Raw genomic sequence first — 20358 nt, 5'->3', positions numbered from 1 at the left:
CGATGAAAGCTTTGCTCGATCTATTCAAGCAAGTCCAACAACCTGAAGTTTTTGACGCGATCAAGATCGGTCTGGCCTCGCCGGACAAGATCCGTTCGTGGTCTTTCGGTGAAGTGAAGAAGCCGGAAACCATCAACTACCGGACGTTCAAGCCGGAACGCGATGGTCTGTTCTGCGCGAAGATTTTCGGGCCGATCAAAGACTACGAATGCCTTTGCGGCAAGTACAAGCGCCTGAAGCATCGTGGCGTGATCTGCGAGAAGTGCGGCGTCGAAGTGACGCTCGCCAAGGTGCGTCGTGAACGGATGGGCCACATTGAGCTGGCCTCGCCGGTCGCGCACATCTGGTTCCTGAAGTCGCTGCCGTCGCGTCTGGGCATGGTGCTCGACATGACGCTGCGCGACATCGAACGCGTGCTGTACTTCGAAGCGTATGTGGTGATCGATCCGGGCATGACGCCGCTGAAAGCGCGGCAGATCATGACCGAAGAGGATTACTACAACAAGGTCGAAGAGTACGGTGACGAATTCCGTGCCGAGATGGGCGCGGAAGGCGTTCGCGAACTGCTGCGTGCGATCAACATCGACGAACAGGTCGAGATGCTCCGCACCGAACTCAAGAACACGGGTTCGGAAGCGAAGATCAAGAAGTACGCGAAGCGCCTGAAGGTGCTCGAGGCATTCCAGCGTTCGGGCATCAAGCCTGACTGGATGGTGCTCGAAGTGCTGCCGGTGCTGCCGCCGGAACTGCGTCCGCTGGTGCCGCTGGATGGCGGCCGCTTCGCGACGTCGGACCTGAACGACCTGTATCGCCGCGTGATCAACCGTAACAACCGGTTGAAGCGTCTGCTCGAACTGAAGGCGCCTGAAATCATCGTCCGCAACGAAAAGCGGATGCTGCAGGAAGCCGTCGATTCGCTGCTCGACAACGGTCGTCGCGGTAAGGCAATGACCGGCGCGAACAAGCGTCCGCTGAAGTCGCTCGCCGACATGATCAAGGGTAAGGGCGGTCGTTTCCGTCAGAACCTGCTCGGTAAGCGCGTTGACTATTCCGGCCGTTCGGTGATCGTGGTCGGCCCGACGCTCAAGCTGCATCAGTGCGGTTTGCCGAAGCTGATGGCGCTCGAACTGTTCAAGCCGTTCATCTTCAACAAGCTCGAAGTGATGGGTGTCGCTACCACCATCAAGGCTGCGAAGAAGGAAGTCGAGAACCAGACACCGGTGGTGTGGGACATCCTCGAAGAGGTGATCCGCGAACATCCGGTCATGCTGAACCGTGCGCCGACGCTGCACCGTCTTGGCATTCAGGCTTTCGAGCCGGTGCTGATCGAAGGTAAGGCGATCCAGCTGCATCCGCTCGTTTGCGCGGCGTTCAACGCCGACTTCGACGGTGACCAGATGGCTGTTCACGTTCCGCTGTCGCTCGAAGCGCAGATGGAAGCGCGCACGCTGATGCTGGCGTCGAACAACGTGCTGTTCCCGGCTAACGGCGATCCGTCGATTGTGCCGTCGCAGGATATCGTGCTCGGTCTCTACTACGCGACCCGTGAAGCAGTGAACGGCAAGGGCGAAGGCCTGACGTTCACGGGCGTCTCGGAAGCGCTGCGTGCCTACGAGAACAAGGAAGTCGAGCTCGCCTCGCGCGTCAACGTGCGGATCACCGAAATGGTCCACAACGAAGACAAGTCGGAAGGCGCGCCGGCATTCGTGCCGAAGATCACGCTGTATGCAACGACCGTCGGCCGTGCAATCCTGTCGGAGATTCTTCCGCCGGGCCTGCCGTTCTCGGTGCTGAACAAGCCGCTGAAGAAGAAGGAAATCTCGCGCCTCATCAACACCGCATTCCGCAAGTGCGGTCTGCGCGAAACGGTGATTTTCGCCGACCAGTTGATGCAGTCGGGTTTCCGTCTGGCAACGCGCGCTGGTATTTCGATCTGCGTGGACGACATGCTCGTTCCGCCGCAGAAGGAAACCATCGTCGGCGACGCTGCGAAGAAGGTGAAGGAATACGACCGTCAGTACATGTCGGGTCTCGTCACGTCACAAGAGCGCTACAACAACGTGGTCGACATCTGGTCGGCAACGTCGGAAGCGGTCGGCAAGGCGATGATGGAGCAGCTCTCGACGGAGCCGGTGGTCGATCGCGACGGCAACGAAACGCGTCAGGAGTCGTTCAACTCCATCTACATGATGGCGGACTCGGGTGCTCGTGGTTCCGCGGTTCAGATTCGTCAGCTGGCCGGTATGCGTGGCCTGATGGCCAAGCCGGACGGCTCGATCATCGAGACGCCGATTACGGCGAACTTCCGCGAAGGCCTGAACGTGTTGCAGTACTTCATCTCGACCCACGGCGCACGTAAGGGTCTGGCTGATACGGCACTGAAGACGGCGAACTCCGGTTACCTGACGCGACGTCTCGTCGACGTGACGCAGGATCTGGTGGTGGTCGAGGACGATTGCGGTACGTCCAACGGCGTCGCCATGAAGGCGTTGGTCGAAGGCGGTGAAGTCGTCGAAGCTCTGCGTGACCGTATCCTGGGTCGCGTGGCGGTGGCTGACGTCGTCAATCCGGAATCGCAGGAAACGCTGTACGAATCGGGCACGCTGCTCGACGAAGACGCGGTCGAGGAAATCGAACGCCTCGGCATCGACGAAGTGCGCGTGCGCACGCCGCTGACTTGCGAAACGCGTTACGGTCTGTGCGCAGCCTGCTATGGCCGCGACCTGGGCCGTGGCTCGCTCGTGAACGTCGGTGAGGCTGTGGGTGTGATCGCCGCTCAGTCGATCGGCGAGCCGGGCACGCAGCTGACCATGCGTACGTTCCACATCGGTGGCGCGGCGTCGCGTGCGGCAGTGGCTTCGTCGGTTGAAGCCAAGTCGAACGGTACGGTGCGTTTCACGTCGACGATGCGTTACGTCACCAACGCGAAGGGCGAGCAGATCGTCATCTCGCGCTCGGGCGAAGCGATGATCACCGACGACCACGGTCGCGAGCGCGAACGTCACAAGGTGCCGTACGGCGCGACGCTGTTGCAACTGGACGGCGCGCAGATCAAAGCCGGCACGCAACTGGCGACGTGGGACCCGATGACGCGTCCGATCATCACCGAGTACGGCGGTACGGTGAAGTTCGAGAACGTCGAAGAAGGCGTGACGGTTGCGAAGCAGATCGACGATGTGACGGGGCTGTCCACGCTCGTCGTGATCGACGTGAAGCGTCGCGGTTCGCAAGCCGCGAAGACGGTGCGTCCGCAGGTCAAGCTGCTCGACGCGAACGGCGAGGAAGTCAAGATCCCGAACACCGAGCACTCGGTGCAGATCGGCTTCCAGGTCGGCGCTCTGATCACTGTGAAGGACGGTCAGCAAGTGCAGGTCGGTGAAGTGCTCGCACGTATCCCGACTGAATCGCAGAAGACGCGTGACATTACCGGCGGTCTGCCGCGTGTGGCGGAACTGTTCGAAGCACGTTCGCCGAAGGACGCAGGTATCCTGGCGGAAGTCACGGGTACGACGTCGTTCGGTAAGGACACGAAGGGCAAGCAGCGTCTCGTTATCACGGACCTCGAGGGCAACCAGCACGAGTTCCTGATCGCGAAGGAAAAGCAGGTTCTGGTTCACGATGGTCAGGTCGTCAACAAGGGCGAAATGATCGTGGACGGACCGGCCGATCCGCACGACATCCTGCGTCTGCAGGGCGTCGAGGCGCTGTCGCGCTACATCGTGGACGAAGTGCAGGACGTGTACCGTCTGCAAGGCGTGAAGATCAACGACAAGCACATTGAAGTGATTGTTCGTCAGATGCTGCGCCGCGTGCAGATTACGGACAACGGCGATACGCGCTTCATCCCGGGCGAACAGGTCGAGCGGTCGGATATGCTCGACGAGAACGACCGTATGATCGCGGAAGACAAGCGTCCGGCAACGTACGAAAACGTGCTGCTCGGTATCACGAAGGCCTCGTTGTCGACCGATTCGTTCATCTCGGCGGCGTCGTTCCAGGAAACGACCCGCGTGCTGACCGAAGCGGCGATCATGGGCAAGCGCGACGACCTGCGCGGTCTGAAGGAAAACGTGATCGTCGGCCGTCTGATTCCGGCCGGTACGGGTCTCGCGTTCCACAAGGCGCGCAAGAGCAAGGAACTGTCCGACCGCGAGCGTTTCGATCAGATCGCAGCGGAAGAGTCGTTCGAATTCGGTACGCCGGAAACCCCGGCCGCCGAACAGCAGCACTCAGGCGAGTAAGTCCCGGCGGCGTAAGCCGCTTGGGCTCTAGCCAGCGAAGCCGCTCAGTTTCGACTGAGCGGCTTTTTTTATGCGCCTTTTTGCCGCGCGACGTCGCCGATTCCTAGCCCGGATGGCTAACGTTGTCGCAAAGCGCGGGCGCAGCACGAATGCGTTGGTAAAATTCGTGTCACCGCTTTACGCCGCCTCTCTCAAATTCATGTCCCGTCCGCTCGAAATCCTCAACGAAGTTTTTGGTTACCCCGCGTTCAGAGGACAGCAAGGCGAAATTGTCGAGCACGTCGCCGGCGGCGGTGACTGTCTCGTGCTGATGCCAACGGGCGGCGGCAAATCGCTGTGCTATCAGATTCCGTCGCTGGTGCGCCGCGAAGGCGGCTTCGGCACGGGCATCGTGGTGTCGCCACTGATCGCGCTGATGCAGGACCAGGTGGCTGCGCTCACCGAAGTCGGTGTGCGCGCGGCGTACCTGAACTCGACGCTCTCCAGCGCCGAGGCGATGGCTACCGAACGCGCGCTGCGCGACGGCGAGATCGACTTGCTTTACGTGGCGCCCGAGCGCCTGATGACGCCGCGATTCCAGGAACTGCTGGAACGCACGCGCATCGGACTTTTCGCGATCGACGAAGCGCATTGCGTGTCGCAATGGGGGCACGACTTCCGGCCGGAATACATTCAGCTTTCCGTGCTGCACGAGCGTTTCCCGAACGTACCGCGCATTGCGCTGACGGCGACCGCGGACGCCATCACGCGCGACGAAATCATTCATCGTCTCGCGCTCGACGACGCTCGCATTTTCGTCTCGAGCTTCGATCGGCCGAACATTCGTTATCGGATCGTCGAAAAAGACAACGCGCGCACGCAGTTGCTCGACTTTATCCGCGCGGAACACACGCGAGCCGACGGCACGACCGACGCTGGCGTCGTCTATTGTCTGTCGCGGCGCAAGGTCGAAGAGACGGCCGAGTGGCTCAAGGAAAAGGGCATGCGCGCGCTGCCGTATCACGCCGGCATGGAATTCGAAACGCGCCAGAAGCATCAGGAAATGTTCCAGCGCGAGGAAGGCATTGTGATGTGCGCGACGATCGCGTTCGGTATGGGCATCGACAAGCCGGACGTGCGGTTCGTCGCTCACCTCGATTTGCCGAAGAGCGTCGAAGGGTATTACCAGGAAACCGGCCGCGCGGGCCGCGACGGCATGCCGGCCAATGCGTGGATGGCCTACGGCCTCGGCGACGTCGTGCAGCAGCGCAAGATGATCGACGAATCGGACGCCGACGACGCGCATAAGCGCGTCCAGACCGGCAAGCTCGATGCGCTGCTCGGCCTGTGCGAGGCTGCGACCTGCCGGCGCGTGCGGCTTCTGGCGTACTTCGGCGAATCGAGCAAGCCTTGCGGTAACTGCGACAACTGCCTCGAGCCGCCCGCCACATGGGACGCGACGCGCGAGGCGCAAATGGCGCTGTCGTGCGTGTTCCGGGCGCAGCGGGCGAGCGGTTTTCACTTCGGCGCCGGCCATCTGATAGATATTCTGCGCGGCAACCGGAGCGAAAAAATCGTTCAGCGCGGTCATGAGAAGCTGACCACGTTCGGCATTGGCGCGGCGCTCGGCGAGCCGGAGTGGCGCGCGGTGTTTCGACAGCTCGTGGCGTTCGGCTATCTGACGGTCGACCATGAGGGCTTCGGCTCGCTTGTCCTGACCGAGGCGAGCAAGCCCGTTCTGAAAGGCGAACAGAACGTGACGATGCGCCGCTATGTGAAGCCGACGCGCACGCGTCAGTCGTCCGGACGAACCAGCGAGCGGGCGGACCCGACCATCGGAATGGGGCCGCGCGAGCGGGCGCGCTGGGAGCGTTTGCGCACCTGGCGCACGGAAACCGCGAAGAGCGACGGCGTGCCCGCCTACGTGATTTTCCACGACGCGACACTCGCGGAGATCGCGCGCAACGGCCCAGACTCGATCGAGGACTTGCGAGGCATTCCAGGCATGGGCGCGCGCAAGCTCGACCGTTTCGGGGACGAACTGCTCGAAGTCGTCGCCGCGGACTAAGCCGTCCGCGGTCGCCGCAACAGGTCCACAGGTCTGCGAAACATTGCAACCTGTTGACTCGCTTAGTATTTTCGGAATATTATGCTAGGTTCCGGTTCTTGGGATGCTTGCGCGCGGACTCTGTTCACGCGCTCGCGGTCGCAGCCGGAAGTTCGATGCGCAGTCGTTTTCGCTTTGCCCGAAAACAGATGCGTCGATTTTGTTCAATTTCAGGAATAGACAATGCCAACCATCAATCAACTGGTTCGCAAAGGCCGCACGTCGGAAACGACGAAGAGCAAGAGCCCGGCCTTGCAGGACTGCCCCCAGCGTCGCGGCGTGTGCACCCGTGTGTACACCACGACGCCTAAGAAGCCGAACTCGGCACTTCGTAAGGTCGCGAAGGTGCGCCTCACGAACGGTTTCGAAGTTATTTCGTACATCGGTGGTGAAGGCCACAACCTGCAGGAACACTCGGTCGTGCTGATTCGCGGCGGCCGTGTGAAGGACTTGCCGGGTGTGCGTTACCACATGGTTCGCGGCTCGCTGGATACCCAGGGCGTCAAGGATCGTAAGCAGGCTCGCTCGAAGTACGGTGCGAAGCGTGCCAAGGCCGGCAAGTAATTCGCCGGTCAGCAGCAGTTAAGGTCGCCTGCAAAGGCGGTAATAGCGGTGGTGCCGGAATCGCCGGTGCTGTCGAGTAAGTGGTCACCCGACCAGGCTGGTAAGTCGTAAGAGATGAATCGGGTTAGTTGGTGGCCGCGGGGCTAAAAGTAGCTCCAACTGAAAAGTTAAAGGAAGAAACATGCCGCGTCGTCGCGAAGTCCCCAAGCGGGAAGTGTTGCCGGATCCGAAGTTCGGTAACGTAGATGTAGCTAAGTTCATGAACGTGCTGATGCTGTCCGGCAAGAAGTCTGTTGCCGAGCGCATCGTGTACGGCGCTTTCGAACAGATCCAGACCAAGGGTGGCAAGGACCCGCTGGAAGTGTTCACGGTAGCGCTCAACAACGTCAAGCCGGTGGTCGAAGTGAAGAGCCGCCGCGTTGGTGGTGCGAACTATCAGGTTCCGGTCGAAGTGCGTCCGTCGCGTCGTATGGCATTGGCGATGCGTTGGCTGCGTGAAGCCGCGAAGAAGCGCAGCGAGAAGTCGATGGCCCTGCGTCTGGCAGGTGAACTCTCCGAAGCGGCCGAAGGCCGTGGCGGCGCAATGAAGAAGCGCGACGAAGTTCACCGGATGGCAGAAGCCAACAAGGCGTTCTCGCATTTCCGTTTCTAAGCTTCCCGCATCGGGTTAGCAGAAACAACGGAAAGAAATTCCGGGCGGGTGCGCTTACAAAGCGCCTCGCCCGTTTGTGTTACAGCGCGATGGGTATTTTTCTCGCATCGCGTTATCCCAATAGAGGATCAAAGTGGCTCGCAAGACACCTATCGAGCGCTACCGTAACATCGGTATTAGCGCTCACATCGACGCCGGCAAAACGACGACGACCGAGCGCATCCTGTTCTATACCGGCGTGAACCACAAGATTGGTGAAGTTCACGACGGCGCTGCGACCATGGACTGGATGGAGCAGGAGCAGGAACGCGGCATCACGATCACGTCGGCTGCTACGACGGCGTTCTGGAAGGGCATGGCCGGCGACCGCGCTGAGCACCGCATCAACATCATCGACACCCCGGGTCACGTCGACTTCACGATTGAAGTCGAGCGCTCCATGCGCGTGCTCGACGGCGCGTGCATGGTGTACTGCGCTGTGGGCGGCGTGCAGCCGCAATCGGAAACGGTCTGGCGTCAGGCTAACAAGTACAAGGTTCCCCGTCTCGCGTTCATCAACAAGATGGACCGTACCGGCGCGAACTTCTTCAAGGTTTACGACCAACTGAAGCTGCGTCTGAAGGCAAACCCGGTTCCGGTCGTGGTGCCTATCGGCGCGGAAGAAAACTTCACGGGCGTCGTCGACCTGATGAAGATGAAGGCGATCATTTGGGACGACGCGTCCCAGGGCACCAAGTTCTCGTACGAAGAAATCCCGGCTGAACTCCTCGATTCGTGCAACGAATGGCGCGAGAAGATGATCGAAGCGGCCGCTGAGTCGAGCGAAGAATTGATGAACAAGTACCTGGAAGAGGGCGAGCTCTCCGAAGCGGAAATCATCAAGGGTCTGCGCGACCGTACGATCGCTTGCGAAATCCAGCCGATGCTGTGCGGCACCGCGTTCAAGAACAAGGGCGTGCAGCGTATGCTGGACGCGGTTCTGGACTTCCTGCCGTCGCCGATCGACATTCCGCCGGTTACGGGCGAACTGGAAAACGGCGAGAAGGGTGAGCGCCGTGCTGCCGACGACGAAAAGTTCTCGTCGCTGGCATTCAAGATCATGACCGACCCGTTCGTCGGCCAGCTGATCTTCTTCCGTGTGTACTCGGGCGTCGTCAATTCGGGCGACACGGTGCTGAACGCGACCAAGGACAAGAAGGAACGTCTCGGCCGTATTCTGCAGATGCACGCGAACCAGCGCGAAGAAATCAAGGAAGTGCGCGCGGGCGACATCGCCGCGGCGGTCGGCCTGAAGGAAGCGACGACGGGCGACACGCTGTGCGATCCGCAACACCCAATCGTCCTCGAGCGCATGATTTTCCCGGAACCGGTGATCTCGCAGGCTGTTGAGCCGAAGACGAAGCCTGACCAGGAAAAGATGGGTCTGGCACTGAACCGTCTGGCTCAGGAAGATCCGTCGTTCCGCGTCCAAACGGACGAAGAATCGGGCCAAACCATTATTTCGGGCATGGGCGAGCTCCACCTCGAAATTCTGGTTGACCGTATGAAGCGCGAATTCGGCGTGGAAGCAACTGTCGGCAAGCCGCAGGTTGCGTACCGCGAAACGATTCGCGGCAAGGCGGAAGACGTTGACGGCAAGTTCGTCAAGCAGTCGGGTGGTCGCGGCCAGTACGGTCACGCGGTCATCACGCTCGAGCCGAACGAGCAAGGCAAGGGCTACGAGTTCCTGGACGAGATCAAGGGCGGTGTGATTCCGCGTGAATACATCCCGGCAGTCGACAAGGGTATCCAGGAAACGCTGAAGGCTGGCGTGCTGGCGGGCTTCCCGGTCGTTGACGTGAAGGTTCACCTGACGTTCGGTTCGTACCACGACGTCGACTCGAACGAAAATGCATTCCGCATGGCCGGTTCGATGGCGTTCAAGGAAGCAATGCGCAAGGCTCAACCGGTCATCCTCGAACCGATGATGGCTGTTGAAGTCGAAACGCCTGAAGATTACATGGGCAACGTGATGGGCGACCTGTCGGGTCGTCGCGGCATCGTGCAGGGCATGGACGACATGGTTGGCGGCGGCAAGATCGTCCGCGCAGAAGTTCCGCTGTCGGAAATGTTCGGCTACTCGACGTCGCTGCGTTCGCTGACCCAGGGTCGTGCAACGTACACGATGGAGTTCAAGCACTACGCTGAAGCACCGCGTAATGTGTCGGAAGCGATCATCAACGCCAAGTCGAAGTAATCGCGCGGCAAGTCATTCAACGATTAACTTTTTGAAAGAAGAGAAACATGGCTAAAGGTAAATTCGAACGGACCAAGCCGCACGTGAACGTCGGCACGATCGGTCACGTTGACCACGGCAAGACCACGCTGACGGCAGCGATCACGACGGTTCTGACGCAGAAGTTCGGCGGCGAAGCGAAGGCATACGACCAGATCGACGCGGCGCCGGAAGAAAAGGCACGTGGCATCACGATCAACACGGCACACGTCGAGTACGAAACGGCTAACCGCCACTACGCACACGTCGACTGCCCGGGCCACGCTGACTATGTGAAGAACATGATCACGGGCGCGGCGCAGATGGACGGCGCGATCCTGGTGTGCTCGGCCGCTGACGGCCCGATGCCGCAAACGCGTGAGCACATCCTGCTGGCGCGTCAGGTTGGCGTGCCGTACATCATCGTGTTCCTGAACAAGTGCGACATGGTGGACGACGCCGAGCTGCTGGAGCTGGTCGAGATGGAAGTGCGCGAGCTTCTGTCGAAGTACGACTTCCCGGGCGACGACACGCCGATCATCAAGGGTTCGGCCAAGCTGGCGCTGGAAGGCGACAAGGGCGAGCTGGGCGAAGTGGCGATCATGAACCTGGCCGACGCGCTGGACACGTACATCCCGACGCCGGAGCGCGCAGTGGACGGCGCGTTCCTGATGCCGGTGGAAGACGTGTTCTCGATCTCGGGTCGCGGCACGGTGGTCACGGGTCGCGTTGAGCGCGGCGTCGTGAAGGTCGGCGAGGAAATCGAAATCGTCGGTATCAAGCCGACGGTGAAGACGACCTGCACGGGCGTGGAAATGTTCCGCAAGCTGCTCGACCAGGGTCAGGCAGGCGACAACGTCGGTATCCTGCTGCGCGGCACGAAGCGCGAAGACGTGGAGCGTGGCCAGGTGCTGGCCAAGCCGGGTTCGATCAACCCGCACACGCACTTCACGGCTGAAGTGTACGTGCTGAGCAAGGACGAAGGCGGCCGTCACACGCCGTTCTTCAACAACTACCGTCCGCAGTTCTACTTCCGTACGACGGACGTGACGGGCTCGATCGAGCTGCCGAAGGACAAGGAAATGGTCATGCCGGGCGACAACGTGTCGATCACGGTGAAGCTGATCAACCCGATCGCGATGGAAGAAGGTCTGCGCTTCGCCATCCGTGAAGGTGGCCGTACCGTTGGCGCAGGTGTCGTTGCCAAGATTCTCGAGTAAAATCGCGGATTGACGTTTTGGCAGTAAAGCTTTTGCAGTAAGTGGTGCCCGGAGCCGGGCGCCCGCTTCCGGCGGGCATCCGGCTCTACGCTCTTTTATCGTCTGGCGGTGCAATACCGCCTCGCTCTTTTCCAAGGAATTGTCATGCAGAACCAGAAAATCCGCATTCGCCTGAAGGCTTTCGACTATCGCCTGATCGATCAATCGGCTGCTGAGATCGTCGACACCGCGAAGCGGACTGGCGCAATCGTTCGTGGTCCGGTGCCGCTGCCGACCCGTATTCAACGCTTCGACATCCTGCGTTCGCCGCACGTCAACAAGACGTCGCGCGATCAGCTCGAAATCCGTACGCACCAACGCCTGATGGACATCGTCGATCCGACGGACAAGACCGTCGACGCACTGATGAAGCTGGACCTGCCGGCTGGCGTGGACGTCGAAATCAAGCTGCAATAAGGCCCTTGGGCCGCACCCGGCACGCCGGGTAACGCTAAGTCTTTGATTGCTTGCGGAAAACGAAAAGCCTCGCTATAATGCAAGGCTTTTCGCGCATTGGCGCAAAAAAGTCGGTGTGCTGCAGCGTGAATTCACGCCCGAAACGGCACCGGCATTTTGTAAATTAGCCCCGACCAATCGCAGTCGGGAATGGAGAAAACGATGAGCCTTGGACTCGTAGGTCGCAAGGTTGGCATGACCCGTATCTTCACGGCAGAAGGGGATTCGATTCCCGTTACCGTGCTGGACGTGTCCGACAACCGCGTGACGCAGATCAAGACTGTTGAAACCGACGGCTACACGGCCGTGCAGGTTGCATTCGGTACGCGCCGTGCATCGCGTGTGACGAAGCCGTTGGCCGGTCATCTCGCCAAAGCCGGTGTTCAAGCCGGTGAAATCCTCAAAGAATTCCAGATCGATGCCGCTAAGGCTGCCGAGTTGTCGAACGGCGCCGTGGTCGGTCCTGACCTGTTCGAAGTGGGCCAGAAGGTCGACGTGCAAGGCGTGTCGATCGGTAAGGGCTACGCCGGTACCATCAAGCGTTACAACTTCGCATCCGGCCGTGCATCGCACGGTAACTCGCGCTCGCACAACGTGCCGGGTTCGATCGGTATGGCGCAGGATCCGGGTCGTGTTTTCCCGGGTAAGCGCATGACCGGTCACATGGGTGACGACACGGTAACGGTGCAAAACCTCGAAATCGCTCGTATCGACGCTGACCGCAACCTGTTGCTGGTCAAGGGCGCCGTTCCGGGTGCGAAGGGTGGCAAGGTATTCGTTACGCCGGCCGTGAAGACGCGTGCCGTGAAAGGAGCGAAATAATGGAACTTAAGCTCCTGAATGCCAATGGTCAGGAAGGTGCAGGCGTTAGCGCGTCGGACGTCGTGTTCGGCCGCGATTACAACGAAGCCCTGATTCACCAGGTCGTGGTGGCGTATCAAGCGAATGCCCGTAGCGGCAACCGCGCGCAGAAGGACCGTGAGCAAGTCAAGCACACGACCAAGAAGCCGTGGCGCCAGAAGGGTACGGGCCGGGCCCGTGCCGGTATGTCGTCGAGCCCGTTGTGGCGCGGCGGTGGCCGGATCTTCCCGAATTCGCCGGAAGAAAACTTTTCGCACAAGGTCAACAAGAAGATGCATCGCGCAGGTCTCTGCTCGATCTTCTCGCAGCTGGCCCGCGAAGGCCGTATCTCGGTGGTCGACGAGCTGACGCTCGAAGCGCCGAAGACGAAGCTGCTGGCCGAAAAATTCAAGGCGATGGGTCTCGACTCCGTGCTGGTGATTACCGACACGGTTGACGAAAACCTGTACCTCGCGTCGCGCAACCTCGCCCACGTGGCGGTTGTCGAGCCGCGTTACGCCGACCCGCTGTCGCTGATCTACTTCAAGAAGATCCTGATCACGAAGGCTGCGGTCGCCCAGATCGAGGAGTTGCTGTCATGAGCGAGATTCGCAAAAACGATCATCGTTTGATGCAGGTCCTGCTCGCGCCGGTGATCTCCGAAAAGGCGACGCTGGTGGCCGACAAGAACGAGCAAGTCGTGTTCGAAGTCGCGCCCGATGCCACGAAGCAGGAAGTGAAAGCTGCAGTCGAGCTGCTGTTCAAGGTGGAAGTCAATTCCGTCAACGTGCTGGTCTCGAAGGGCAAAGCCAAGCGCTTTGGCCGTTTCATGGGCAAGCGCAAAGACGTGAAGAAGGCGTACGTCTGCCTGAAGCCCGGCCAGGAAATCAACTTTGAAGCGGAGGCCAAGTAATCATGGCAATCGTTAAAGTTAAGCCGACTTCGCCGGGCCGCCGCGCGATGGTCAAGGTGGTCAACAAGGATCTGTACAAGGGCAAGCCGTTCGCACCGCTGCTCGACGCGCAATCCTCGACCGCCGGCCGTAACAACAATGGTCACATCACCACGCGTCATAAGGGTGGCGGCCATAAGCATCACTATCGTGTCGTCGACTTCCGTCGCACGAAGGATGGCATTCCGGCAAAGGTCGAACGTCTTGAGTACGATCCGAACCGTAGCGCGAACATCGCGCTGGTTCTGTACGCAGACGGCGAGCGCCGTTACATCATCGCTCCGAAGGGTGTCACCGTCGGCCAGCAACTGATGTCGGGTTCGGAAGCGCCGATCCGCGCAGGCAACACGCTGCCGATCCGTAACATTCCGGTCGGTACGACGATCCACTGCATCGAAATGCTGCCGGGCAAGGGCGCGCAAATGGCGCGTTCGGCTGGTACGTCGGCGATGCTGCTGGCTCGTGAAGGCATCTACGCACAGGTCCGCCTGCGCTCGGGTGAAATCCGCCGCGTTCACGTTGAGTGCCGCGCGACGATTGGTGAAGTTGGCAACGAAGAGCATAGCCTCCGTCAAATCGGCAAGGCTGGCGCGAACCGCTGGCGCGGTATCCGCCCGACGGTGCGCGGCGTTGCAATGAACCCGGTCGATCACCCGCACGGTGGTGGTGAAGGCAAGACGGCTGCAGGTCGCGATCCGGTGAGCCCGTGGGGCACGCCTGCTAAGGGTTATCGCACCCGCAGCAACAAGCGCACGACGAGCATGATCGTCCAGCGCCGTCACAAGCGTTAAGGAGTAGGCAATGGCACGTTCTGTAAAAAAAGGTCCGTTCTGCGACGCCCATTTGCTGAAGAAAGTTGAGGCGGCAGCAGCTTCGCGGGATAAGAAGCCGATCAAAACCTGGTCGCGTCGCTCGACGATCCTCCCGGATTTCATCGGTCTGACGATCGCCGTTCACAACGGCCGTCAACACGTTCCGGTGTACATCTCGGAAAACATGGTCGGCCACAAGCTTGGCGAGTTCGCACTGACCCGTACGTTCAAGGGTCATGCAGCCGACAAGAAGGCTAAGAAATAAGGGGCTCATGATGGAAGTGAAAGCAATTCATCGCGGTGCCCGCATCTCGGCGCAGAAAACGCGCCTTGTGGCTGACCAGATCCGCGGTTTGCCGGTCGACAAGGCGCTGAACGTTCTGACGTTCTCGCCGAAGAAGGCTGCGGGAATCGTGAAAAAGGTCGTGCTGTCGGCGATCGCGAATGCGGAGCATAACGAAGGCGCCGATATCGATGAGCTCAAGATCACGAGCATCTACATCGACAAGGCTGCGTCGCTCAAGCGTTTCACCGCGCGCGCTAAAGGCCGCGGTAACCGCATCGAGAAGCAATCCTGTCACATCACTGTGACGGTCGGGAATTAAGGGGTCATACGATGGGACAGAAAATTCATCCGACTGGCTTCCGTTTGGCCGTCAGCCGCAATTGGGCGTCGCGTTGGTACGCGAACAACAACAATTTCGCGGCGATGTTGCAGGAAGACATCGGTGTTCGTGAATACCTGAAGAAGAAGCTGAAGAACGCGTCCGTCGGTCGCGTGGTGATCGAGCGTCCTGCAAAGAACGCACGCATCACGATTTTCAGCTCGCGTCCGGGTGTCGTGATCGGTAAGAAGGGTGAAGACATTGAACTGCTGAAGTCCGAGCTGCAAAAGCGCATGGGCGTTCCGGTTCACGTCAACATCGAAGAAATTCGCAAGCCGGAAACCGACGCGCAACTGATCGCGGATTCGATCACGCAACAGCTCGAGCGCCGGATTATGTTCCGCCGCGCGATGAAGCGTGCGATGCAAAACGCGATGCGTCTGGGTGCCCAAGGCATCAAGATCATGAGCGCTGGCCGTCTGAACGGTATCGAAATCGCTCGTACGGAATGGTATCGCGAAGGTCGGGTGCCGCTTCATACGCTGCGTGCTGATATCGACTACGCAACTTCGGAAGCGAAGACGACGTACGGCATCATCGGCGTGAAGGTGTGGGTCTACAAGGGCGACACGCTCGGCCGCAACGACGCACCGGTGGTTGAAGAAGTCGCCGAAGAAAAGCGTCCGCGCCGCAACGCACGTCCGGGTGGCGATCGCCGTCCGCGTCGCGATGGTGAAGGTGGTGGCCCGGCAGGTGCACGCCGTGGCGCTCCTCGTCGTGCTGGCGGTGCCGGCGGCGACGGGAAGACTGGAGAATAACGATGCTGCAACCGAAACGCAGAAAGTATCGCAAAGAGCAGAAGGGTCGTAACACCGGTGTCGCTACCCGCGGTAACGCGGTGTCGTTCGGTGAGTTCGGCCTGAAGGCTATCGGTCGTGGTCGTCTGACCGCGCGCCAGATTGAAGCGGCACGTCGTGCAATGACGCGTCACATCAAGCGTGGTGGCCGCATCTGGATCCGCATCTTCCCGGACAAGCCGATCTCGCACAAGCCGGCTGAAGTACGTATGGGTAACGGTAAAGGTAACCCTGAGTACTACGTCGCAGAGATTCAACCGGGCAAGATGCTGTACGAAATGGACGGCGTAACCGAAGAGCTGGCACGCGAAGCGTTCCGTCTGGCTGCAGCTAAGCTGCCGCTGAAGACGACGTTTATCGTGCGTCAGCTCGGCGCCTAAGGAGCAAATGATGAAGGCTTCCGAACTTCACCAGAAAGATCAGGCCGCGCTCAACAAGGAGCTGTCGGACCTGTTGAAGGCGCAATTCGGCCTGCGCATGCAACTCGCGACCCAGCAGCTTACGAACACGAGCCAGCTGAAGAAGGTTCGTCGCGACATCGCACGTGTGCGGACCGTCCTGACTGAGAAGGCGAACCAGAAATGAACGATAGCGTAAAAACCTCGCTCAAGCGGACGCTGGTCGGCAAGGTCGTCAGCAACAAGATGGACAAGACGGTCACCGTGCTGGTTGAGCACCGCGTGAAGCACCCGATCTACGGCAAGTACGTTGTGCGCTCGAAGAAGTACCACGCGCACGACGACGCGAACACGTACAACGAGGGTGACCTCGTTGAAATCCAGGAAACTCGTCCGATTTCGAAGACGAAGGCTTGGGTTGTGGCTCGCCTGGTCGAGGCTGCTCGCGTCATTTGACGCCGCATAGCTGCAGAAGTAGTTGAAATCGCAGTAGATTTCGCTTGCAAGACCGAGATTATTTGTTATAATCTCGGTCTTCCCTCTTTATGGGAGCCCCGTCGCGGGCGAAGTTGGTGGGGGAAGCGGTTCAGGCGCCAGTCTGTCCCGAAGGATTCACCGGATTGCGATGGCGGGTTTCGTTTGCCGTCGCTGCTGTTCTAACCCAAGCAGCCGATTGGCTGACGGGACCAAGACTGACCGGGTACGCCATGGTGGTGTGACCGGATTAAGTTGGGAAAGATAAACCATGATCCAGACCGAAACTCGGCTTGAAGTGGCCGACAACACGGGTGCGCGTGAAGTCATGTGCATCAAGGTGCTCGGCGGCTCGAAGCGTCGTTATGCCAGCATTGGCGACATCATCAAGGTGACCGTCAAAGAAGCAACGCCGCGCGGGCGCGTGAAGAAAGGCGAAATTTATAACGCCGTGGTGGTTCGCACCGCCAAGGGCGTGCGCCGTCAGGACGGCTCGCTGATCAAGTTCGACGGCAATGCTGCAGTGCTGTTGAATGCCAAGCTCGAACCTATTGGCACCCGTATTTTCGGGCCTGTCACGCGCGAGTTGCGTAGCGAACGATTCATGAAGATCGTTTCGTTGGCACCTGAAGTGCTGTAAGGAGTCGCGATGAACAAGATTCGCAAAGGTGACGAAGTTATCGTCATCACCGGCAAAGACAAAGGCAAGCGCGGCGTCGTGCTGTCCGTTGGCGAAGGCAAGGTCATTGTCGAGGGTATCAACCTCGTCAAGAAACACGTCAAGCCGAACCCGATGAAGGGTACGACGGGTGGTGTGGAAGCCAAGACGATGCCGCTGCAAATTTCGAACGTCGCATTGGTCGACGCGAATGGCAAGGCGTCGCGTGTAGGCATCAAGGTCGAAGGGGACAAGAAAGTTCGTTTCCTTAAGACGACCGGTGCCGAGCTGAGCGCCTGACGCTGCGGAGTAAAAAAATGGCTCGTTTGCAAGAGTTTTACAAAGAAAAGGTTGTACCCGGCCTCATCGAGAAGTTCGGTTACAAGTCCGTGATGGAAGTGCCGCGCATCACCAAGATCACCCTGAACATGGGCCTTGGCGAAGCGGTTGCTGACAAGAAGATCATCGAAAACGCCGTTGGCGACCTGACGAAGATTGCAGGCCAGAAGCCTGTGATCACGAAGGCACGCAAGGCAATCGCTGGCTTCAAGATCCGTCAGGGCTACCCGATCGGTGCAATGGTCACGTTGCGCGGTCAGGCAATGTACGAATTCCTGGACCGTTTCGTGACGGTCGCGCTCCCCCGTGTGCGTGACTTCCGTGGCGTGTCGGGTCGTGCGTTCGATGGTCGCGGCAACTACAACATCGGTGTGAAAGAGCAGATCATTTTCCCCGAAATCGACTACGACAAAATCGACGCACTGCGTGGGCTGAACATCAGCATCACGACGACTGCGAAGACCGACGACGAAGCAAAGGCTCTGCTCGCCAGCTTCAAGTTCCCGTTCAGAAACTGAGGTTACCGTGGCTAAACTGGCACTGATCGAACGTGAAAAGAAGCGTGCTCGCCTCGCTGCTAAGTACGCGCCTAAGCGTGCAGAGTTGAAGGCGATCATCGGCGATATGAGCAAGTCGGACGAAGAGCATTACGCAGCACGTCTGGAACTGCAACAACTGCCGCGCAACTCTAACCCGACCCGTAAGCGCAATCGTTGCGCGATTACCGGTCGCCCGCGTGGCACGTTCCGTAAATTCGGGCTGGCGCGTAACAAGATTCGCGAAATCGCGTTCCGCGGCGAGATCCCTGGCCTGACCAAGGCGAGCTGGTAATAGGAGAAACGTAAATGAGCATGAGTGATCCTATCGCCGATATGCTGACTCGCATCCGCAACGCGCAGATGGTCGAGAAGGTTTCGGTGACAATGCCCTCGTCGAAAGTCAAGGTTGCGATTGCGCAGGTCCTGAAGGACGAAGGCTATATCGATGATTTCGCAGTGAAGTCCGAAGGTGCGAAGTCTGAATTGAACATCGTGTTGAAGTACTACGCTGGCCGCCCGGTCATCGAGCGCATTGAACGCGTCTCGAAGCCTGGTCTGCGTGTGTACCGCGGCCGTAACGACATCCCCGTGGTCATGAATGGCCTCGGCGTGGCAATCGTGTCGACGCCCAAGGGCGTGATGACGGACCGCAAGGCGCGCGCAACGGGCGTTGGCGGCGAAGTCATCTGCTACGTCGCTTAAGGCCGAAAGGAGAGAAACATGTCTCGAGTAGGTAAGAGCCCGATCGCGCTGCAAGGCGCAGAAGTGGCCCTGAGCGATGATCGCATCACCGTCAAGGGCCCGCTGGGTACGATTACGCAGGCGGCAAACCGCCTCGTGAAAGTGGTGAACGACAACGGCATTCTGAAGATCGAGCCGGTTGACGAAAGCCGCGAAGCGAATGCGATGTCGGGCACGATGCGCGCACTGGTTGCGAACATGGTGAACGGCGTGACGAAGGGTTTCGAGCGCAAGCTGACGCTGGTAGGCGTCGGTTACCGCGCACAGGCGCAAGGCGACAAGCTGAATCTGTCGCTGGGTTTCTCGCACCCCGTGGTGCACCAGATGCCGGAAGGCGTGAAGGCTGAAACCCCGTCGCAAACCGAAATCGTGATCAAGGGGATCGACAAGCAGAAAGTTGGCCAGGTCGCTGCAGAAGTGCGCGGCTATCGTCCGCCGGAGCCCTACAAGGGCAAGGGCGTGCGCTATGCCAACGAGGTCGTGATCCTCAAAGAAACGAAGAAGAAGTAAGGGTGCGCAATCATGGATAAGACTCAATCTCGCCTGCGCCGCGCTCGTCAGACGCGTATCAAGATCGCTGAGCTGCAGGTCGCGCGTCTCGCCGTGCATCGCACGAACACGCACATCTATGCGCAAGTGTTCTCGCCGTGCGGCACCAAGGTGCTCGCCAGCGCGTCGACGCTCGAGGCCGAAGTGCGTGCGCAACTGGCTGATCAAACGGGCAAGGGCGGCAACGTCGCCGCTGCCACGCTGATTGGCAAGCGCATTGCAGAAAAGGCTAAGGCTGCCGGCATCGAATCCGTCGCCTTCGACCGTTCGGGTTTCCGTTACCACGGCCGCGTGAAAGCGCTGGCTGATGCGGCGCGCGAAGCCGGACTCAAGTTCTAAGGGAAGAATTCGTCATGGCAAAGATGCAAGCGAAAGTTCAGGCTGACGAACGCGACGACGGCCTGCGCGAAAAGATGATTTCGGTCAACCGCGTGACCAAGGTCGTGAAGGGTGGCCGCATTCTCGGCTTCGCCGCACTGACCGTGGTTGGCGACGGTGATGGCCGCGTCGGTATGGGCAAGGGCAAGGCGAAGGAAGTGCCGGTCGCTGTCCAGAAGGCGATGGAACAAGCCCGTCGCAACATGTTCAAGGTGCCGCTTAAGAACGGTACTCTGCAACACGAAGTGCACGGCAAGCACGGCGCATCGATGGTCCTCCTCGCCCCGGCGAAGGACGGTACCGGTGTGATCGCCGGCGGCCCGATGCGCGCAGTGTTCGACGTGATGGGCGTGCAGAACGTTGTGGCCAAGAGCCACGGCTCGACGAACCCGTACAACCTCGTTCGTGCAACGCTCGACGGTCTGCGCAAGCAGTCCACGCCGGGCGACATCGCGGCGAAGCGCGGCAAGTCCGTCGAAGATATTCTGGGCTAAGGTGGACACCATGTCTGAAAAAACTGTCAAGGTCCAGCTCGTCAAGAGCCTGATCGGCACCCGTGAAACGCACCGTGCAACGGTGCGTGGCTTGGGTCTGCGCCGACTCAACTCGGTCAGCGAGTTGCAGGACACGCCGGCCGTGCGCGGCATGATCAACAAGGTTTCGTACCTCGTTAAGGTCATCAGCTAAGCGGCTGACCAGGACTC

The 20358-nt window shown here is 59.8% G+C and carries 26 protein-coding genes; all 26 read left to right on the top strand.

Annotated features, from left to right (window positions below; all coding sequences use genetic code 11):
• Positions 1 to 2: 2 nt before the first annotated feature.
• The 26 genes from rpoC to rpmD all read left to right on the top strand — a co-directional run bounded on the left by rpoC (position 3) and on the right by rpmD (position 20341).
• The gene (rpoC, locus tag CUJ91_RS16660) at positions 3 to 4241 is read left to right on the top strand and encodes a DNA-directed RNA polymerase subunit beta' (RefSeq protein ID WP_029972180.1); all 4239 of its coding nucleotides are present in this window, start codon (positions 3 to 5) and stop codon (positions 4239 to 4241) included.
• 199 nt (positions 4242 to 4440) lie between these two features.
• Complete coding sequence (recQ, locus tag CUJ91_RS16655; protein WP_029972181.1) at positions 4441 to 6288, top strand: DNA helicase RecQ; 1848 nt, start codon at positions 4441 to 4443, stop codon at positions 6286 to 6288.
• Positions 6289 to 6510: 222 nt separating this feature from the next.
• Positions 6511 to 6891 (top strand): 30S ribosomal protein S12, encoded by a 381-nt coding sequence (gene rpsL / locus CUJ91_RS16650; protein ID WP_006053290.1) that lies wholly within the window; start codon positions 6511 to 6513, stop codon positions 6889 to 6891.
• 181 nt (positions 6892 to 7072) lie between these two features.
• On the top strand, positions 7073 to 7543 hold the full coding sequence (gene rpsG, locus CUJ91_RS16645) for a 30S ribosomal protein S7 (protein ID WP_006053291.1): 471 nt from the start codon (positions 7073 to 7075) through the stop codon (positions 7541 to 7543).
• Positions 7544 to 7676: 133 nt separating this feature from the next.
• Positions 7677 to 9779, top strand: coding sequence for an elongation factor G (gene fusA / locus CUJ91_RS16640; RefSeq protein ID WP_029972182.1), 2103 nt, complete (start codon positions 7677 to 7679; stop codon positions 9777 to 9779).
• A gap of 47 nt (positions 9780 to 9826) precedes the next feature.
• The gene (gene tuf / locus CUJ91_RS16635; RefSeq protein ID WP_012434572.1) at positions 9827 to 11017 is read left to right on the top strand and encodes an elongation factor Tu; all 1191 of its coding nucleotides are present in this window, start codon (positions 9827 to 9829) and stop codon (positions 11015 to 11017) included.
• A 144-nt stretch (positions 11018 to 11161) separates the two neighbouring features.
• Positions 11162 to 11473: a 30S ribosomal protein S10 gene (gene rpsJ / locus CUJ91_RS16630; RefSeq protein WP_006998489.1), complete on the top strand. Its 312-nt coding sequence runs from the start codon at positions 11162 to 11164 to the stop codon at positions 11471 to 11473.
• 201 nt (positions 11474 to 11674) lie between these two features.
• A complete protein-coding gene (rplC, locus tag CUJ91_RS16625; protein ID WP_029971245.1) occupies positions 11675 to 12334 on the top strand; it encodes a 50S ribosomal protein L3 in 660 nt (219 codons plus the stop codon).
• The gene (rplD, locus tag CUJ91_RS16620) at positions 12334 to 12954 is read left to right on the top strand and encodes a 50S ribosomal protein L4 (RefSeq protein ID WP_007180136.1); all 621 of its coding nucleotides are present in this window, start codon (positions 12334 to 12336) and stop codon (positions 12952 to 12954) included. The genes rplC and rplD overlap by 1 nt, the downstream gene beginning before the upstream one ends.
• Positions 12951 to 13265 (top strand): 50S ribosomal protein L23, encoded by a 315-nt coding sequence (gene rplW / locus CUJ91_RS16615; RefSeq protein WP_007180135.1) that lies wholly within the window; start codon positions 12951 to 12953, stop codon positions 13263 to 13265. The genes rplD and rplW overlap by 4 nt, the downstream gene beginning before the upstream one ends.
• 2 nt (positions 13266 to 13267) lie before the next feature.
• The gene (gene rplB, locus CUJ91_RS16610; protein WP_029971246.1) at positions 13268 to 14095 is read left to right on the top strand and encodes a 50S ribosomal protein L2; all 828 of its coding nucleotides are present in this window, start codon (positions 13268 to 13270) and stop codon (positions 14093 to 14095) included.
• Between the two features lie 10 nt (positions 14096 to 14105).
• Positions 14106 to 14381, top strand: a complete 276-nt coding sequence (gene rpsS, locus CUJ91_RS16605; protein WP_004199273.1) for a 30S ribosomal protein S19 — start codon at positions 14106 to 14108, stop codon at positions 14379 to 14381.
• Between the two features lie 7 nt (positions 14382 to 14388).
• Positions 14389 to 14721: a 50S ribosomal protein L22 gene (rplV, locus tag CUJ91_RS16600; protein ID WP_007180133.1), complete on the top strand. Its 333-nt coding sequence runs from the start codon at positions 14389 to 14391 to the stop codon at positions 14719 to 14721.
• An 11-nt stretch (positions 14722 to 14732) separates the two neighbouring features.
• Positions 14733 to 15539, top strand: a complete 807-nt coding sequence (gene rpsC / locus CUJ91_RS16595) for a 30S ribosomal protein S3 (protein ID WP_012434570.1) — start codon at positions 14733 to 14735, stop codon at positions 15537 to 15539.
• Between the two features lie 2 nt (positions 15540 to 15541).
• Positions 15542 to 15958 (top strand): 50S ribosomal protein L16, encoded by a 417-nt coding sequence (gene rplP, locus CUJ91_RS16590; protein WP_013340739.1) that lies wholly within the window; start codon positions 15542 to 15544, stop codon positions 15956 to 15958.
• 10 nt (positions 15959 to 15968) lie between these two features.
• On the top strand, positions 15969 to 16163 hold the full coding sequence (rpmC, locus tag CUJ91_RS16585; protein WP_007180130.1) for a 50S ribosomal protein L29: 195 nt from the start codon (positions 15969 to 15971) through the stop codon (positions 16161 to 16163).
• Positions 16160 to 16432 (top strand): 30S ribosomal protein S17, encoded by a 273-nt coding sequence (gene rpsQ / locus CUJ91_RS16580; protein WP_007180129.1) that lies wholly within the window; start codon positions 16160 to 16162, stop codon positions 16430 to 16432. The genes rpmC and rpsQ overlap by 4 nt, the downstream gene beginning before the upstream one ends.
• Before the next feature lie 289 nt (positions 16433 to 16721).
• Positions 16722 to 17090 (top strand): 50S ribosomal protein L14, encoded by a 369-nt coding sequence (gene rplN, locus CUJ91_RS16575; protein ID WP_006052212.1) that lies wholly within the window; start codon positions 16722 to 16724, stop codon positions 17088 to 17090.
• A gap of 9 nt (positions 17091 to 17099) precedes the next feature.
• Positions 17100 to 17408 (top strand): 50S ribosomal protein L24, encoded by a 309-nt coding sequence (gene rplX, locus CUJ91_RS16570; RefSeq protein WP_006052213.1) that lies wholly within the window; start codon positions 17100 to 17102, stop codon positions 17406 to 17408.
• A gap of 17 nt (positions 17409 to 17425) precedes the next feature.
• Positions 17426 to 17965: a 50S ribosomal protein L5 gene (gene rplE, locus CUJ91_RS16565; RefSeq protein ID WP_006052214.1), complete on the top strand. Its 540-nt coding sequence runs from the start codon at positions 17426 to 17428 to the stop codon at positions 17963 to 17965.
• Between the two features lie 7 nt (positions 17966 to 17972).
• A complete protein-coding gene (gene rpsN / locus CUJ91_RS16560; RefSeq protein WP_006052215.1) occupies positions 17973 to 18278 on the top strand; it encodes a 30S ribosomal protein S14 in 306 nt (101 codons plus the stop codon).
• A gap of 14 nt (positions 18279 to 18292) precedes the next feature.
• Positions 18293 to 18688 (top strand): 30S ribosomal protein S8, encoded by a 396-nt coding sequence (gene rpsH / locus CUJ91_RS16555; protein ID WP_006052216.1) that lies wholly within the window; start codon positions 18293 to 18295, stop codon positions 18686 to 18688.
• An 18-nt stretch (positions 18689 to 18706) separates the two neighbouring features.
• A complete protein-coding gene (rplF, locus tag CUJ91_RS16550) occupies positions 18707 to 19237 on the top strand; it encodes a 50S ribosomal protein L6 (RefSeq protein WP_006052217.1) in 531 nt (176 codons plus the stop codon).
• A 12-nt stretch (positions 19238 to 19249) separates the two neighbouring features.
• Positions 19250 to 19615 carry a 50S ribosomal protein L18 gene (gene rplR / locus CUJ91_RS16545; protein WP_006052218.1) on the top strand — a complete coding sequence of 122 codons (366 nt, stop codon included), beginning with the start codon at positions 19250 to 19252 and terminating at the stop codon, positions 19613 to 19615.
• A gap of 14 nt (positions 19616 to 19629) precedes the next feature.
• Complete coding sequence (gene rpsE / locus CUJ91_RS16540) at positions 19630 to 20148, top strand: 30S ribosomal protein S5 (RefSeq protein WP_006052219.1); 519 nt, start codon at positions 19630 to 19632, stop codon at positions 20146 to 20148.
• A 10-nt stretch (positions 20149 to 20158) separates the two neighbouring features.
• Positions 20159 to 20341 carry a 50S ribosomal protein L30 gene (gene rpmD / locus CUJ91_RS16535; protein ID WP_006052220.1) on the top strand — a complete coding sequence of 61 codons (183 nt, stop codon included), beginning with the start codon at positions 20159 to 20161 and terminating at the stop codon, positions 20339 to 20341.
• The last annotated feature ends 17 nt before the right edge of the window (positions 20342 to 20358 follow it).

The sequence above is a fragment of the Paraburkholderia graminis genome (assembly GCF_003330785.1).
In the GTDB taxonomy this organism is placed as follows: Bacteria; Pseudomonadota; Gammaproteobacteria; order Burkholderiales; family Burkholderiaceae; genus Paraburkholderia; species Paraburkholderia graminis.
The sequence above is the reverse complement of the archived record's forward strand: the minus strand, read 5'-3'. Positions and strand labels throughout refer to the sequence as shown.

What these genes read in the sequence shown, in the direction of transcription:
- rpoC (WP_029972180.1), top strand. Translation starts at nt 3, where the DNA reads ATGAAAGCTTTGCTCGATCTATTCAAGCAAGTCCAACAACCTGAAGTT.
- recQ (WP_029972181.1), top strand. Translation starts at nt 4,441, where the DNA reads ATGTCCCGTCCGCTCGAAATCCTCAACGAAGTTTTTGGTTACCCCGCG.
- rpsL (WP_006053290.1), top strand. Translation starts at nt 6,511, where the DNA reads ATGCCAACCATCAATCAACTGGTTCGCAAAGGCCGCACGTCGGAAACG.
- rpsG (WP_006053291.1), top strand. Translation starts at nt 7,073, where the DNA reads ATGCCGCGTCGTCGCGAAGTCCCCAAGCGGGAAGTGTTGCCGGATCCG.
- tuf (WP_012434572.1), top strand. Translation starts at nt 9,827, where the DNA reads ATGGCTAAAGGTAAATTCGAACGGACCAAGCCGCACGTGAACGTCGGC.
- rpsJ (WP_006998489.1), top strand. Translation starts at nt 11,162, where the DNA reads ATGCAGAACCAGAAAATCCGCATTCGCCTGAAGGCTTTCGACTATCGC.
- rplC (WP_029971245.1), top strand. Translation starts at nt 11,675, where the DNA reads ATGAGCCTTGGACTCGTAGGTCGCAAGGTTGGCATGACCCGTATCTTC.
- rplD (WP_007180136.1), top strand. Translation starts at nt 12,334, where the DNA reads ATGGAACTTAAGCTCCTGAATGCCAATGGTCAGGAAGGTGCAGGCGTT.
- rplW (WP_007180135.1), top strand. Translation starts at nt 12,951, where the DNA reads ATGAGCGAGATTCGCAAAAACGATCATCGTTTGATGCAGGTCCTGCTC.
- rplB (WP_029971246.1), top strand. Translation starts at nt 13,268, where the DNA reads ATGGCAATCGTTAAAGTTAAGCCGACTTCGCCGGGCCGCCGCGCGATG.
- rpsS (WP_004199273.1), top strand. Translation starts at nt 14,106, where the DNA reads ATGGCACGTTCTGTAAAAAAAGGTCCGTTCTGCGACGCCCATTTGCTG.
- rplV (WP_007180133.1), top strand. Translation starts at nt 14,389, where the DNA reads ATGATGGAAGTGAAAGCAATTCATCGCGGTGCCCGCATCTCGGCGCAG.
- rpsC (WP_012434570.1), top strand. Translation starts at nt 14,733, where the DNA reads ATGGGACAGAAAATTCATCCGACTGGCTTCCGTTTGGCCGTCAGCCGC.
- rplP (WP_013340739.1), top strand. Translation starts at nt 15,542, where the DNA reads ATGCTGCAACCGAAACGCAGAAAGTATCGCAAAGAGCAGAAGGGTCGT.
- rpmC (WP_007180130.1), top strand. Translation starts at nt 15,969, where the DNA reads ATGAAGGCTTCCGAACTTCACCAGAAAGATCAGGCCGCGCTCAACAAG.
- rpsQ (WP_007180129.1), top strand. Translation starts at nt 16,160, where the DNA reads ATGAACGATAGCGTAAAAACCTCGCTCAAGCGGACGCTGGTCGGCAAG.
- rplN (WP_006052212.1), top strand. Translation starts at nt 16,722, where the DNA reads ATGATCCAGACCGAAACTCGGCTTGAAGTGGCCGACAACACGGGTGCG.
- rplX (WP_006052213.1), top strand. Translation starts at nt 17,100, where the DNA reads ATGAACAAGATTCGCAAAGGTGACGAAGTTATCGTCATCACCGGCAAA.
- rplE (WP_006052214.1), top strand. Translation starts at nt 17,426, where the DNA reads ATGGCTCGTTTGCAAGAGTTTTACAAAGAAAAGGTTGTACCCGGCCTC.
- rpsH (WP_006052216.1), top strand. Translation starts at nt 18,293, where the DNA reads ATGAGCATGAGTGATCCTATCGCCGATATGCTGACTCGCATCCGCAAC.
- rplF (WP_006052217.1), top strand. Translation starts at nt 18,707, where the DNA reads ATGTCTCGAGTAGGTAAGAGCCCGATCGCGCTGCAAGGCGCAGAAGTG.
- rplR (WP_006052218.1), top strand. Translation starts at nt 19,250, where the DNA reads ATGGATAAGACTCAATCTCGCCTGCGCCGCGCTCGTCAGACGCGTATC.
- rpsE (WP_006052219.1), top strand. Translation starts at nt 19,630, where the DNA reads ATGGCAAAGATGCAAGCGAAAGTTCAGGCTGACGAACGCGACGACGGC.
- rpmD (WP_006052220.1), top strand. Translation starts at nt 20,159, where the DNA reads ATGTCTGAAAAAACTGTCAAGGTCCAGCTCGTCAAGAGCCTGATCGGC.